Source organism: Chondromyces apiculatus DSM 436, assembly GCF_000601485.1.
Taxonomy (GTDB): Bacteria; Myxococcota_A; Polyangia; order Polyangiales; family Polyangiaceae; genus Chondromyces; species Chondromyces apiculatus.
In genome coordinates this window covers 40,347-54,980 of record NZ_ASRX01000008.1, presented here as the reverse complement: position 1 = coordinate 54,980, position 14,634 = coordinate 40,347, and the positions used below count along the sequence as shown (strand labels likewise).

Annotated in this window: 12 protein-coding genes; 5 read left to right on the top strand and 7 right to left on the bottom strand. The window is 71.0% G+C overall.

The annotated features are described in order from the left end of the window. Window positions 1-69 precede the first annotated feature (69 nt). From CAP_RS05970 to CAP_RS05960, 3 genes are all read right to left on the bottom strand, one after another. Window positions 70-2,208, bottom strand: coding sequence for a TolB-like translocation protein (locus CAP_RS05970; RefSeq protein WP_044237110.1), 2,139 nt, complete (start codon window positions 2,206-2,208; stop codon window positions 70-72). Between the two features lie 360 nt (window positions 2,209-2,568). Continuing rightward, a complete protein-coding gene (locus CAP_RS05965) occupies window positions 2,569-3,429 on the bottom strand; it encodes a class I SAM-dependent methyltransferase (RefSeq protein WP_044237107.1) in 861 nt (286 codons plus the stop codon). Between the two features lie 57 nt (window positions 3,430-3,486). Next, a complete protein-coding gene (locus tag CAP_RS05960) occupies window positions 3,487-3,711 on the bottom strand; it encodes a heavy-metal-associated domain-containing protein (RefSeq protein WP_044237371.1) in 225 nt (74 codons plus the stop codon). A 182-nt stretch (window positions 3,712-3,893) separates the two neighbouring features. On the opposite strand from CAP_RS05960, the gene CAP_RS05955 reads away from it, so the two are divergent. Both CAP_RS05955 and CAP_RS05950 read left to right on the top strand, forming a co-directional pair. Next, window positions 3,894-6,380 carry a heavy metal translocating P-type ATPase gene (locus tag CAP_RS05955; protein WP_081864610.1) on the top strand — a complete coding sequence of 829 codons (2,487 nt, stop codon included), beginning with the start codon at window positions 3,894-3,896 and terminating at the stop codon, window positions 6,378-6,380. 78 nt (window positions 6,381-6,458) lie between these two features. Next, window positions 6,459-7,382, top strand: coding sequence for a hypothetical protein (locus tag CAP_RS05950; RefSeq protein WP_044237105.1), 924 nt, complete (start codon window positions 6,459-6,461; stop codon window positions 7,380-7,382). Window positions 7,383-7,571: 189 nt separating this feature from the next. On the opposite strand, the gene CAP_RS43815 is transcribed toward CAP_RS05950, so the two are convergent. From CAP_RS43815 to CAP_RS43810, 3 genes are all read right to left on the bottom strand, one after another. Then, window positions 7,572-8,981: an RICIN domain-containing protein gene (locus CAP_RS43815; RefSeq protein ID WP_052374264.1), complete on the bottom strand. Its 1,410-nt coding sequence runs from the start codon at window positions 8,979-8,981 to the stop codon at window positions 7,572-7,574. 425 nt (window positions 8,982-9,406) lie between these two features. Continuing rightward, window positions 9,407-10,465 (bottom strand): hypothetical protein, encoded by a 1,059-nt coding sequence (locus CAP_RS05940; RefSeq protein WP_156040528.1) that lies wholly within the window; start codon window positions 10,463-10,465, stop codon window positions 9,407-9,409. 62 nt (window positions 10,466-10,527) lie between these two features. Further along, window positions 10,528-11,583, bottom strand: coding sequence for a hypothetical protein (locus CAP_RS43810; protein ID WP_156040527.1), 1,056 nt, complete (start codon window positions 11,581-11,583; stop codon window positions 10,528-10,530). A gap of 288 nt (window positions 11,584-11,871) precedes the next feature. Between CAP_RS43810 and CAP_RS05935 the strand changes: the two genes are divergently transcribed. Then, on the top strand, window positions 11,872-12,318 hold the full coding sequence (locus CAP_RS05935; RefSeq protein ID WP_044237099.1) for a hypothetical protein: 447 nt from the start codon (window positions 11,872-11,874) through the stop codon (window positions 12,316-12,318). A gap of 12 nt (window positions 12,319-12,330) precedes the next feature. Here CAP_RS05935 and CAP_RS05930 read toward each other — a convergent pair whose 3' ends face one another. Next, window positions 12,331-13,380, bottom strand: coding sequence for a pyridoxamine 5'-phosphate oxidase family protein (locus tag CAP_RS05930; RefSeq protein ID WP_044237096.1), 1,050 nt, complete (start codon window positions 13,378-13,380; stop codon window positions 12,331-12,333). Between the two features lie 176 nt (window positions 13,381-13,556). On the opposite strand from CAP_RS05930, the gene CAP_RS51985 reads away from it, so the two are divergent. Further along, a complete protein-coding gene (locus CAP_RS51985; protein ID WP_044237093.1) occupies window positions 13,557-14,096 on the top strand; it encodes a hypothetical protein in 540 nt (179 codons plus the stop codon). Window positions 14,097-14,143: 47 nt separating this feature from the next. Continuing rightward, complete coding sequence (locus CAP_RS05920) at window positions 14,144-14,611, top strand: hypothetical protein (protein ID WP_044237091.1); 468 nt, start codon at window positions 14,144-14,146, stop codon at window positions 14,609-14,611. Window positions 14,612-14,634 lie beyond the last annotated feature (23 nt).

Sequence of the window (14,634 nt, the reverse complement as noted above, 5' to 3'; positions counted from 1 at the left end):
GGCGTACCTTAACAGACCGGGAGCGCAGTGGGCCGCGGCAGGTGCCTGCAACGGCGGCCCTGGGAGCGCTTACTGGGGCGGGGGGACGGCGCAGCGGTTGTTGATGCAGAGCGCGGTCGTGTCGCAGCAATCGGCGGCCGTCTCGCAGGTCTCGTCGATGTTCGCGCACTCGCCGGTCTGCGGCGGGACGCACGCGGTGATGGGCTCGCCGTTGTCGTTCACGTCGCCGGTCTGCCGGCAGAAGAGCCCGTTGCAGCACTCCGCGCCGGACTCGCAGGTGCCCCCCTCGTCTTTGCAGGGATCGAGTGCCATGAACGCCCGCATGTTGCCGGCTTCCAGCTCCTGCTCGCCCAGGTAGAACGCCGGGTGGCTCGGGTCTGGCTGGTTCTGGTAGTTGATGTTGATGGCCGCGATCCAGAGCTTCTTGCGCACGCTCGGGACCTCGCCCTGGGGCCCGTTCGTGCCCCACTTGTCGCTCCCGCCGGGCACCGTGCCGCCGGGGGCGATGGTGTTCCCGTACGCGCGCCGGCTGGTGAACACCACCCAGTAGTAACCGCCGACCGCCACCGGCAGCACCGTGGGCTCGTAGTTCATGTTGAGTTCCTCGCCCTCACCGTACGGCAGGGTGTTGGCGCCCGCGGCGTCGCGCCCGTTCAGCAGGTTCAGCCCGGAGACGGCCTTGGTCACCACGTCCACGAGGCGCAGCTCGGCGTAGCGCGCCCCGCCGTTGCCGTTGTTGGTGTCGAAGGCGTCGCCGTCGTGGAAGACCACCGCCGCCGCATCGGGCAGGAAGCTCGGCCACCCTGCCACCGCGCGCGCCGACGTCGCCAGCGTCTGCAGGTTGGTGAACTCCGGCGGCGCCGCCGCGGGGTTGAAGTCCATCATCCGGAGCGCGTTGATCCCCTGCTCGTACTGCGTGAACGCAACCCGGGCGTTGTTCGGCGAGAAGGCCGGGGTGAGGGCGTACTGGACCGCGTTCGTGAAGCTCGGCGCCGCGATCTCGTTGCCCGACGCGGTGTCGTAGAGCCGCGAGGGCAGGGGACCCGCCAGCCCACGCACGGGCGAGCCCGCGGGGACGCCGCTGCTCAGCATCATGTCGCCGTTCGGGGTCAGCCCGCCGAACGACATCTTTCGCCCCTCGGAGGACAGCTCGCGCGTCGTGTACGTCCCGTCGGCGAGCAGGTTGAACGTGGCGCTGTCCAGCGGGTTGCCCGCGTCCCCCCAGTTGACCCCCGCGGCGAGCACGTTGCCGTTGGCGCTCACCGAGTGGCACACCGTGCAGCCCCCGATGAACACCTCCGCGTTGACGTTGGGCCGCACCCGCATCACCGCCCCGGTGCTGGTCTGCGCCGACTTGTAGGTGTTGTAGTAGATGACCCCCTTGAGGTCGCCTTGCGCGACGCGCCACGTCTCCGTCACCGGTCCGGTGATGCCGGCCCCCGACAGCGTGGTCACCTCCACCGTCACCGGATCGTTCGCGGTCGCGCTCAGCGTGACCGCGCGCCACATCTCCTGGCTGAGCGCCACCCGCGTCGGGCTCGACGGCCCGAAGAAGCCCTCGTACGAGAAGTTGGGCTGGGTGATGCGCACGTACGTCGCGCTCGCGGGAGCGCCGCCGAGCTGCAGGTCCGGCGCGCGCAGGCCGCGCGGGAAGACCGTGTTGTCGTACGGGTAGAGGAAGCGCAGATCGGGATCGGCGCTGCCGCCGTTCTGCAGATCGACCTGATCATCGGCGGAGATCCCGCCCGCGTTGTCCACGATGCGCACCCTCACCGTCACCGTGGTGGTGGCCGTGAGCGTGCCGGTCCGCGCGGTCACCGTGGCCACGCCTGCGATGAGCCCCTTCGCGGTCAGCGTGCCCGTGTCGTCCATCGTCCCGAGCACGATGTCGCTCACCTCCCAGGCCACGTTGTTCGCGGGCGACCCGTCGCCGAACGCCGCCTGGAACTGCAGGCTCTCCGGCGTCCCCTCGACCTCCAGCACCGGATCCTGCGGGGAGATGGTGAGCACCGACTGGGCGCCGGAGCTGGTCGACCCGAAGAGGTCTCCGCCCGCGCCGCCGGTGCCCGGGGGGCCGCCAGCGTCGCCGGTGGGGGTGTTGCTGCTGCCATCCGCGCTGCCGTCGCCGCTGCTCCCGCAGGCTGCCGCGAGCGCCGCGGCGGCGATGGAGGTGGTGAGGAGAAGAGTCCAGTGTTTCAGGCGTGCCATGAAGGAGCGTTCCTCGACTGCGGAACAAGGACGAAGGGGCCTCGACGAGGGCCAGAGCAGCCCCCGAGGCTACCCGATCCTCAAGGCTTGCGGGCAGATGGAGAGGGTGCCCACATGCCTCCGGGACACTTCCGGGCGCCTCGTCCGAGGGCGCAACGTCCCGCACGCCCCATGCATCTCCGACGTATCCCCGCATCCGGGACGCCACCGTGCATGGCGCCTCCGCACCCGCGCGCTCTCCCCCGTAACCTCCCCCGCCTCTCCCCCTCGCTCACCACTACGGCTCCGGCCCAGCGAACCTTTAGCCCTCCACGTGTCACGAAACGGTCATCGCCCGTGCTGGCTCACATCCAGGGGCCGTCAGCCGTTCTCGCGCGACGCCTCGGGCAAGACTTCCCGACCCTTGCGTGCCAGCGCGTACATCACGTTGGTCTGCGCCGTCTGCACACCCTGTGCGCGGAGCGCGCCGACCGTCTCCTGCCTCACGGCCTCCCGGGACGCCTCGTCGAGCTGATCGATGGTGCCCCGGTAACCCGAGCCCAGCGCGATGGTCCACAGGTCTTCTGGCGCCTCCAGCTTCTGGGCAGACGTCTCGGCCTCGATGGTCGGCGTCGGCTCCGCAACGCCGGCACCGACGAGGAAGTCACCGAGCGTGGTCGGCGTGGCGATGCGATCCCACGGCCGTGAGGTCTTCACCAGCTCGGGACGACGGGCCCCGACGGCTTGCCAGAAGATTCCGTCCCCTGGCGCCATCACGTCGTGTCCCCAGGTGGTGATGGCCAGGACCCCCCCGGGCTTCACCCAGCGCCACAGCCTGCGCGCAGCGGCTTCCATGTCCGGGAAGAAGAAGATTCCGAACACGCACACCACCGCGTCGAACGACCCCTCCGGCTCCTCCAGCGCCTCCACGTCGGCACAGCGGAGCTCCACGTTCGCGAGCCCCAGCGCCCGCGCCTTCTCCCTGCCGCGCGCGAGCAGCGGCTCGGCGAGATCCACCCCGAGCACCGACCCCGCGGGCCCCACCGCCTGTGCCGCGGGCAGCGCCGACGCCCCCGTCCCGCAGCAGACGTCGAGCACCCGCTGCCCGGGCACGAGCTGGATCCGGTCCACCGTCCGCGCGCCGATGCGTGCCCAGAACGCGAGCGGAGGGGCATCGAAGTGGTCCGCGGCGGCGCTGAAGACGGCCGCGGTGCGTGCCTTGTCGGGAGAGAGGTCTTGCATGATCCTCGCTGACGCGCGCGCCGCGCGCTTCTTACAGCTCCTTCGTGCAGCCCCTGCTCACAGCACCTTCGCCTCGTACCCCGCGTCCTGGATGGCCGCGAGCATCGCCCCGGCCGTCGCTTCCCCCGCCTTCCCCTCGGCGAGCATCACCCGCGCGGTCCCCTGGTCGAGGTTCACCTCCACGTCGCGCACGCCCGGGATCTTGCGCAGCGCCGTGCCCACGTGGCGCACGCAGTTCTGGCAGGTCATGCCCGAGACTTCGAAGGATATCGTTTCACCCATGTCCATCTCCTCGCGCCGATACTGGCATGCTCCCCGCGGCCATGTAAGGGACGAAGCCTGCGTGCGTCAGCGGGAGGCGCGGGCCAGCGGGTGCATCGTGCCGGTGGACCGCGCCGCACGGCCCCCGCAGACCTCCGCAGGGACCACGGGTTCAGGGATGCAGACATGACGACGGAGCAGGCATGACGACGGCCGACGCCAGTGTGGAACGCGCATCAGGCGGCGCATCAGGCGGCGCATCCGGCAGCGCACCGGGCGGCACACCGCGCGACCCCGCAGCGCGGCGCGACCTGCCCGTCCGCGGCATGACCTGCGCGAGCTGCGTGCGCCACGTCGAGCGCGCCCTGCGCGGCGTCCCTGGCGTGCAGGAAGCGACCGCCAACCTCGTCACCCAGCGCGCCACGGTCACCTTCGACCCGGCGGCGGCCACCGTCGGAGCCCTGGTCGAGGCCATCGAGGAAGCCGGCTACGAGGTGCCGGGAGGCGCTGGCGACGACGCCCCGGCGGCCCCCACGCTCAAGGGCGCGCAAGGCACCGCTGCGCAGAGTACCGACGCCCTCCGCGACGTCTCCCGCGACCCCGCCCGCCAGGCCGAGGCCCTGCGCGAGGCCGACCTCCGCGAGCACCACCGCCTCCGGCGCGACGTGATCCTCGCGGCAGCCTTCACCGTCCCCCTCCTCGCCGTCGCCATGTCCCACGGCGCCATCCCCGGCCTCGACGGCCCCTTCGGCCGCTGGCTCCAGCTCGGCCTCGCCACGCCCGTGGTCCTCGGCCCTGGCCGCCGCTTCTTCCACCTCGCCGGAAAGGCCCTCCGCCGTCGCTCGGCCGACATGAACACCCTCGTCGCCCTCGGCGCGGGCGCGGCGTACCTCTACTCGACCCTCGGCGTCGTCGCCCCCCAGCTCTTCCCCCACGCGGCCCACGGCCACCCCCCGCACCTCTACTTCGAGGCTGCCGCGGCCATCCTCTCCTTCGTCCTCCTCGGGCGCCTCCTCGAAGGCCGCTCCCGCGCCCGCCTCGGCGACGCCGTGCGCGGCCTCGTCGCCCTCCAGCCGCGAACCGCCCGCCGCCTCCTGGACGAGTCCCACCCCACAACCCCTTCACACCCCGCGCGCCCGTCGCCCTCCTCGCCCTCCTCGCCCTCCTCGCCCTCCTCCGAGGAAGACGTCCCTGTCGCCGACCTCTCCCCTGGCGACCTGATCCTCGTGCGCCCCGGCGAGCGCATCCCCGCCGACGGCGAGGTCGTCCGCGGCACCTCCGGCGTCGACGAGTCGCTGCTCACCGGCGAGAGCCTCCCCGTCGACAAGGCCCCTGGCAGCGCCGTCTCTGCCGGCACCCTCAACGCGAGCGGCGCCCTCACCGTCCGCGTCACCTCCACCGGCGAGGGCACCGCGCTCGCCCGCATCACCCGCGCCGTCGAGGAGGCCCAGGGCGAGCGCGCCCCCATCGCCCGCCTCGCCGACGTCGTCGCCAGCGTCTTCGTCCCCGTCGTGGTCGGCATCGCCCTCGCGAGCTTCGGCGCCTGGCTCTGGCTTTCCCCGGGCGACGACGCCCTCGCCACCGCCCTCGAACGCTTCGTCGCCGTGCTCGTCATCGCCTGCCCCTGCGCCCTCGGCCTCGCCACCCCCGCCGCCGTTGCCGTGGGCACCGGCCGCGGCGCGGAGCTCGGCATCCTCGTCAAGGGCGGCGCCGCCCTCGAGGCCGCGAGCCGCATCGACCTCGTGCTCCTCGACAAGACCGGCACCCTCACCACCGGCAAGCCCGAGCTGACCGACGTCCTCGATCGCTCCGGCCTCGGCGACGACGCCCTCCTCGCCCTCGTCGCCTCCGCCGAACGCGGCAGCGAGCACCCCATCGCCCATGCCCTCGTCGAGGGCGCCGCGCGCCGCGGCCTCACCCTCGACCACCCCACCGCGCTGCGCGCCGAGGCCGGCCACGGCATCGAGGCCCGCATCGGCGACCGCACCGTGCGCATCGGCACCCGCGACCACCTCGCCCACGCCGGCATCGACCCCGAGCCCCTCGAACCCGACGCCTCCCGCCTGGCCCACGCCGGCCGCACCCCCTCCTTCGTCGCCCTCGACGGCTGCCTTGCCGGCCTCGTCGCCGTCTCCGATCGCCCCGCCCCCTCTGCCAGGGAGGCCCTCGCGCAGCTCTCCGCGCTCGGCGTCGACGTCGCCATCCTCACCGGCGATCGCGAGGCCACCGCCCGCGCCATCGCCAGCGAGCTTGGCGTCACCCAGGTGCACGCCGCCCTGCGACCCGCCGACAAGGCCCGCATCCTCGCCGATGCCCGCCGCTCCGGCCGTCGCGTCGCCATGGTCGGCGACGGCGTGAACGACGCCCCCGCCCTGGCCTCGGCCGACGTCGGCATCGCCATCGGCACCGGCGCCGACATCGCCGTCGAGGCCGCCGACGTCGCCATCCTCCGCGGCGGCATCCTCGGCGTCCCCCTCACCCTGCGCCTCTCCCGCAGGACGCTCGCCACCATCCGCCAGAACCTCTTCTTCGCCTTCGTCTACAACACCCTCGGCATCCCCATCGCTGCCGGCGCCCTCTACCCCTGGACCGGCTGGCTCCTCTCCCCGGTCCTCGCCAGCGCCGCCATGTCGCTGTCCAGCGTCTCCGTCATCTTGAACTCCCTCCGCCTGCGCCGCTTCCAGCCCTGAACGATCCACATCCCCGCACGAATACGCTGCCCGCGGATCGCATTGACGCCTCGCCGGCCCACCCGCTCGATCCCGACCATGCGCATCACCTTTCTGCCTCTCGGACTCGTGGCCCTCCTGTCCTCGGCTTGCCTCGCCGAGATCGATCCCACCGCGGAAGATCTCGGCGATGACGCCGACGTCACCGATGTCGCCGACGAGGCCTCCGACGTGGAGCGCGTGGGCACCGCGGAGCACGCCCTCTACGCTGGCGTCAACGGCGGCGCGTGCACCGCGAGCCCTTACAACTGCAAGCTCCGCGTCGATGGCGGCAACCGCGTCGAGACCAACGACCCCGACGACGACGACTCCTGGGGCCTCATCACCGGCGTTCCCATCCGCAACGGCCACGGCACCGTGGTCGGCACCTCGAACCGCACCCGCTCCACCTTCAACCACGGCCAGATGCGCGAGTTCGCTGGCGAGAAGTACGTCCTCTCCGTCTCCACCTCGAACAGCAGCGCCGGCTGGATGCCCCTCTCCAGCATCCTCGGCGCCACCTCCTTCGAGGGCAAGGTCGGCCACGTCTCGGCCAAGGGCGTCGGCCTCGCCGAGATGGCCTGCTACGCCATCCGCAATTCGCACGACACCACCCTGGAGCTGAAGAAGGTCGTCTACGACAGCGACGCCACCCACGAGCGCGCTGGCGACTACCTCCCCCTCGTGCGCGCCAACGGCGTCCGCTCCGCGAACCTCGCCTTCAACGTCCCCGGCTTCGGCCTCGGCGGCCCCGCCATCGACCACTTCCCTGCCGGCACCAAGTTCCGCCGCCTCGACGTCCCCACCGACGGCGGCGCCCCCTCCATCGACATCCCGCTCTGGATCGAGGACAGCGTCGGCCGCTACCGCAAGCAGTCGGGCACCATGAAGTTCATCTACGGCTACGTCATCGCCGCCACCGGCACCAAGCGGAACGGCTGGATGGCCTACGACGCCCTGGAAGTCAGCAGCGGGTGTCCTTGATCCAGCGGCAGGGGCTCGCGCCCCCGCCCCCGCCGAGCAAAGCTCGCCGGGGCCCCCCACCCCGCGAACCACCCGAGAGTGCCACCACGCCTTGCCGCTTCGGGCCTGACGTCCGTCGCCTTCAGGAACTCGGCGCGCCCGACGCCCCAGCGCGCCAAGCTCACCGGAGGCGCCGCGGCCGCCCCACCCTCACGGGCAGAACGTCACCTCGAAGCTCGTCGTCGACGGGCACGCATGCAGCCCCGCCGCGTCGTCGTACGCATAGCTGTACGCCGAGGGGCACATCTGCTGCATCGCCTTCACGTAATCGGTGTGCACCACGCTCTGCGGGTCCCCGGCATTGCTGCACGCATTCGGCGACATGCAGGCATTCTGCACCGTGCATTGCCCCGTCGCCGGATCGATGGGCGTCGGGCAGCACAGGTGCAGCCCCGGATCCTGGTGCTCCGGCCGCCCGAGCCCCCAGGGCGCCGGGTAATTCCACTTCTTGCAGGGCGCCATGCACCCGATCACGTTCCCGGACCCGTCCCGCACCCGCAGATCCTGGTCCCCGTAGCCCTGGATGTACTCCCCGCTCGGGCATTGCGCGAGCGACAGCCCCGAGCAGTCCGAGGTCACGCAGCTCCCCGCCTCCGCCCCCTGGCCCTGCGGCACCACCTTGAACGGCAGCGTGTACCCGTCCACCTGGCTCAGGTTGTACCAGGTCTGCTCCGCGCCGCCCTTCGGCGCGAACGTCGCCTCGAACTTCGACTCGATGGGCGGCTGGCACCCCCCCGAGGGGCACGGCGCCACGCTGTCGCCGATGGTGCAATTCAGCCCGCTCGCATTGCACCCCGTCTTCGGCCAGAAGCGCGTCGCGTTGATGCCCCCGTCGGGCACGTCGTACACGAACGACTCCCCCGTGTTCAGCCGCTTGTTCTGCTCCGCCTGCACGTTGTTCGAGTGTGCGATCCAGATGGGGTGCCCGCACTGATTGCGGATGCTGAGCTGTCGCTTGCCATTGGCCGGCGGATTGCTCCCGCCACCCCCGCCCCCGCTGATCTTGTCGAGCGTCCACCGCTGGTTCGAGGTCCCCTGGTAGGGATACTGCAGGATCGCCGTCCCGTCGGCCGCGTTGCCCCAGTACAGGTCCAGCGCCATGTCCGTGTGCCGCACCTGGATGCTCATCTCGACGCCCCCGCGGTTCACGAACCGCCACTGCTGGTTCGCCCCGCCGCCGTACTCCCACTGCTGGACCTCGGCGTTCGCCGCGGTGCTCACTTCCTTCACGTCGAGCGCCTTGTTGCTGTTCACGTTCACGATCTTGAAGAACCCGTCACCCGTCGGCGACACGTGGAACTTCTGCGCGTTCGTCCCGTTGCAGGTCCACGATTGCACCCGCCCGCCATTGGCCGTGTTCGACGAGGCGATGTCGAGACATTTGCCGGTCGCCACCGACCGGATCACGTAATCGCCTTCCGTGACGTTCGACACGATGACCGCGACCGACTCGTCCTCGCTCTCCTCCTCGATGGCCGTCTCGTCGGCGACGACACACCCGGTCAGCAGCAGCGACAGACCACCCAGCCACACGCCACCCCATGCGATCTCACGGATCATGATCGTCTCCTCGCGGTTCCGGCGCGCAGCACCCGCCGCGCTCTGCCTCTCCGCCCGTACCTCCCCCCATTGCAGGCGCCGTACCACGCACCTCCAACGTGCGTGTCAGGCCTACATCACGGGAAATCCGGCCGCCCGCCGCGCCCCCTGCGCTGGGCCGGGGGGTGATCTGTCCGATCACCCGCGCCCGTGGCCTACGTGGCGCGCTGCAACGCCGCAGCGCGGCGAAAACCCGGCGTACTGAACGCAGAAGACCCTCTCCCGAGGCCGACGGCAGCGCGCCAGCGGGGGTGATCTCCTGGATCACCCCCTACTGTCCCGCCGCGCCCTCGGGGCGATCGGTGCGATCACCCCGCATCGCTCCCCGCATCGCTCCCCGCATCGCTCCCCCTGCGCGCCCCTCCCTGGCGGCGCGCCCTTGCCCTTCACCGCGCGCGGCGTCCCTCGCTCCTCCGGCGTCGCGCCAGCCACGCCGCGAAGGGCAGCGCTCCCAGCCAGGCCATCCCGCTGCCTGTCGCCGCAGCGCCGACCCCTGTGCTGCACTGGCACCCCTCGATCCGGATCGGGTCGTCCCCGCTGGCCCCCGCGCAGTCGGCCGTGGCGCACGCTTCCGGGCCTCCCGGGTTCACCGCCCCGTCCGCGCACGCGCCGCCCGGGTAAATCTCCCATGCTTTGAACGACTCCACCGGGTAATCCACGCTGTTGTCCACGCGGTAGTGGCAGGGCGCGCACGCCACGTTCGACGAGGGCCCCGGGTTGCCTGCGAGATCGAAGGTGTCCACGCGGAAGCAGTAGGCCTCCGGCAGATCGCTCACCACGAGCGTGTCCTCGCCCCCGAGGGGAACATCCATGGTGGTGTCCCACGGCGTGAAGTTCCAGCGCGTCACCTCCGTGGTGAGATCATCGCTCCTGAAGGCGGTGAGCGTGTAGATGTACGGGCTCTCCTCCGAGTAGGGCGGGAGCCCCTCCACGTGGAACGACCACGTGAACGGCTCTCCCGCGTAACCTCCACAGTTGGTCGGGAACATCTCGTCGGAGTGATCGTGGAGGTCGAACCAGAGCCACGGCGCCTCGCCCGCGGGCCCCTCGGTGTCCGCTGGACCGACGGTGAAGTGCCTCGCGAACTCCTCGGTGCAGCCCTCGCAGAAGGTGCCCCGGAGGTCGACCACCTGCCCCGCCACGGGGAGCGGCTCGACCTGCACCTTGACCTTGTCCCACGACGTCGGAGTCGCGTTATCGGCCAGCACGAGCGACGCCGGCTCACCGTCGACGGTCACCTCGTAGAGGGGCGCTCCCCCGCTCTCCAGCGTCACCTCATCGACCGCGAGGATGTAGATCGGCGTGCCCTCGGGCCAGGTCGAGACTTCCTCGCTCGGTGAGAGCCCGAGCACACCCGTGACGTAGGTGCACGCCTCCGCGGCCGGCGCCGCCGCGAAGAGGCCGAGGGTGAGCAGCGAAGAGACAGCCAGCTTCCGAGCACGCATGAACAATCCTCCAGATCCTTGAGACACGGAGCGGTCCGCACTGGCGAGACCGCGATCACCCTTCACGTCGTCCTGCGCGCGGCGCGCCGCCTCCGCGCCAGCCAGGCCGCGAAGGGCAGCGCCCCCAGCCACAGCCCGCTGCCTCCCGCGCCCGCCGCGCCCGCGCTCGCACCCATCTGGCAGCCGTCGCTCGGGACCTCGTCCGGCGGGACCTCGTCTTCCTCGGTGACCACGTGCCCGTCCGCGCAGAGCCCCCCCAGGTAAAGGTTGGCGTCGCTGAACGTGGCCCCCTCGCTGTAGGGCGCGTCGTCTTGCCGGAAGTGGCAGGGCGCGCAGACCGTGGTCGGCTCCTCCCCCCAGTTGCGCGCCTCGTCGCTGACCGAGACCTGCAAGCAGAAGCCCTCGGCCAGGTCCGGGATCGCGAGCCCGACGCCGCCCTCCAGGGTGAAGGTCTCCTCGATCCCGCCGCTCGCCGTGGCTTCGGGCACCTCGTGGAGCCACTGCCTGAAGGGAACGAGCTGCCCGCCGTTGGCCTCGTCGCGACGGAGCGCGACGATGTTGTACAGGAGCGGCCCCTCACCCGCGGCCTGGGGCGGCATCTCCACGTGCGCCTTCCAGGTGAACGCCCGCGCCTCGACGCAGTTGTTGTCCGGCTCTTCGTCCGCATGGTCGTACAGGTCGAACCACACGGACGGCGTCCCTTCCGGGGCCACCTCGTCCATCTCCCCCACCGTGAAGCGCAGATCCACCTCCGGGCATTGATCCTCGGGCGGGCAGAACGTCCCGGAGATGTGCACCTCCTGTCCCGGAACGGGTTCGGGCGAGATGCGCGCCCGGATGTGGTAGCGCATGATCTGCGGATCGGCCGCGACCTCCACGAGCGTGGCCGGCGTGCCATCCACGGTGACCTCGTGGTGGAGCGGGCCCGAGGCATCGCTCGGCAGCGCGCCGATGTTGTAGAACGAGAGCGGCGCGTTCACGGGCCAGGTGGCCGTCGTGGCGTCGGGCAAGGTGCCGTAAACCCCGGGAGGGAGCGGCACGCACGCCTCCGCGTCGGGCGCGTGGAGCGTACCGGCGAGGAAGAGCAAGGATCCTGCAAGCAAACCGAAGGTGCGCATCTGTGAAGCCCTCTGTGCTGTGCCGCGGCGGCGCTGTCGCGAAGGACGCCTGCCGCTGCGCTCTGAACTCCCCGCCCCCACTCGCACATTCGACATTCGCAAGAACAGGGCCACTCCCCGCGCGCCCCGGGAGCCACGCCCCCCGTGTGATCTACGCGTCGACTTCCTGTAGATCCAGGGCGAAATCTGCGTCCAAGACGCTGTGCCAGGGTGAGCCTGCGCCCCTCGGGACATGATCCACCTTTCCGCCTTGAAGGCCGCGGGGGGTCGTTCAATCATCGCCCCTCCATGAGCAGGCACAAGGAGCTGGTCGACACCCGTTACGAAGTGGTCGCCACGCTGGCGGAGAAGGAAGCCCTGGAGGTGAAGTTCCTCGACGCGCTCCTGAAGGCGCTGGAGCAGTACCTCGGCGCGCCCGAGGGCGCGTTCCACATCAAGGACCTCAAGCCCTTCGCCGCGGAGGCGAAGGTAACGAGCAGCAAGTACGTGCGCGACAAGGACGGCCACATGGTCGGCGGCTTCCGCCTCACCATCAGCCGGGACGAGGACGCCTACGAGCTCTCCGTGAGCCTCACCCCCCGCGGCCCCGACTACGAGGCCGCGTGCTTCGGCGCGCGCCGGACGCTGAAGGCCACCGAGGATCCCGGGTGGGAGGCGTTCTTCGACGACATCCTCCGGAACATCAAGAACGACATGCGCAGCCCCCTCGCGCGCTACGCCACCGCCGAGACGTGAGGGCGTCGCGCCTCAGTACTGGTTCTTCTCGTAGTCCTTCGCGAGCGCCCAGCCCATCACCCGCTTCGACGCCAGCGCGCGCACCACGGCTGCGCCAGCCCCGCGCTGCCGGTTCTGCTTCACGTGGTCGATGAACACCTCGGCCATGCTGGGCAGCTCCGCCGCCGGCACGTGGCGTGACGCATCCCAGAGCTTCGCTGCGGCAAGTGCAGGCGCGGGCGCGAGGCGCGCCTCCTTCGGATCGAGCACCAGGGCGATCTTCGGCGTCTTGCCAGCCACCGCCATGGACGCGAGCAAGGCCGGCTCGGTGGTGAAGGATCCTTCTGCCGAGATCTCCAGGGCGCGCTCCTCGCCGGGCACGAGCGCCAGCATCGCGAGGCGCGGCTGCTCGATCACGTTGTGGAAGGTGTCGGTACGCCGGTTGCCCGGCCGATCCGGGACCAATAGGCGCCCTCCCTGGAGGCGCAGAAAGCCCACCGGATCTCCCTTGGGGCTGGCGTCCGCGAGCCCTCCCGCGTCCCACGAGGTGAGCACGACGAACGGCGTGCGCGCGATCCACGCCAGCACCTCCGGATCGGCGAGCGGCCCTGCCTGCACCGCGCTCACGGCCAGCGGCGGCACCGGCGCGGGCGGCGGCTCCTTCGGGGGCGCGGCCCAGAACGAGGAGCGCAGGAGCGCCTTGGCACAGTGGGCGAAGGCTTCCTCGACGGTGACGATCAGGGTGTCACCCTCGACGTTTCCCCTTCCATTCACGCGCAGTGTCTCCCCGAGCCCGGGGATGAAAAAAAGAAGCCCGCAGCCGACGTTCGAGGCGACCGCCGCGGGCTGATGGAGCGTGATGCGCAGCGTGCCGCCCGCGACCTTCGCGAACCCCGGCGTCCCTCCCACCGCCATCGCCCGCGCGCGGCCCTCTGCGTCCGCGTAGCCGACCACCGCGAAGGGGGAGAGCGCGAGCAACCGGACGCAGTGCCTGTCGAGCGCGTCCAGGGATTTCATCATCACCCCCAGGGGACGCGACCCCACCACCTGCTCCAGCGCCTCGACCGACCGCACCTGCACCATCCCTCCACCTTGACATATTGATAATGGTTTTCAAATACTGATTGTTCCCGCGCATCGCTGTCGGGAGGACCCAGGCTGGTGAGGTGGTGCAGCGCACCGAACGGTCGAGGCGCGGTCCGGAACGCCTCTCTCGGTGAAGGAAAGAGAGGTCGGAACGGTCCGGATGACCTTTCCTTGTGAAGGAAGACAGATCGGAACGGTCCGAGTCGCCTTCCTTCCAGCAGAACGGCGGGGGGGAGCGCTCCGAGGAGCTTTTCTTCCAGCAGAACGGCGGAGGGGAACGCTCCGAGTCGCCTTCCTTCCAGCAGAACGGCGGGGGGGAGCGCTCCGAGGAGCTTTTCTTCCAGCAGAACGGCGGGGGGGAACGCTCCGAGTCGTCTTCCTTCCAGCAGAACGGCGGGGGGGAACGCTCCGAGTCGTCTTCCTTCCAGCAGAACGTCGAGGGGGAACGGTCCGAGTCGTCTTCCTTCCAGCAGAACGTCGAGGGGGAACGGTCCGAGTCGCCTTCCTTCCAGCAGAACGGCGGGGGGGAACGGTCCGAGGTGCTTTCCTGCGCGGAGGTCACCCGTTGCGGTGCTGGTCGGCCGGTCTCCCACCTCCGCTGTAAGGCTCCCGGGGTCGCTGCGTCTGCAGGGACCGGATGCTCACGCGCTCTCGCCGGATCCTTCGCCGCCGCCTGGCCCTATCCGGGGGAACGCCTGCTCCTCGCCGCGTGACCCCCTGCTCGACAGCATGCAGCCCGCCGCCTATCCTCCTCCGGAGCATGCGGGGTCTGGACAGAACCGGCGGGCTGTGGAGGCGGGGCAAGGCCCTCGTCCGCGCAGCGCTGACGGCCTGCCTCGCGGCGATGGTGCTGGTCTCGGCGCTGGTGGCCGGGAGGGCCTACTTCTGGTGCGCGCCGATGCAGCAGGCCATGAGCCACTGCTGCTGCACGCCCACGCCCGATGACTCGGTGGTGGTGGACCCGGGCGAGCAGCAGGTGCGCTACGCCTGCTGTGACGGCAAGGCGCTCGACACCTTGCCCGAGGTCCACGGCGGTGTGCCGGTGCCCGAGGTGCCGCCCGCGGCCGTGGTCGCGGTGCTGCCGCCGGGGCCGGTGCTCGCGCCCGTGCCCCACCGGTTCGCCACGGCCCCCGCGACCCGGCGTGCGGCGACCCGGCAGGATCCCATCCGCGCCGGGCCAGGGCGTCCCTCCGAGAGCTGCGCCCTCCTTCAGGTCTACCGCTGTTGAGCCGCCCGCCGTGACGTGCGCGG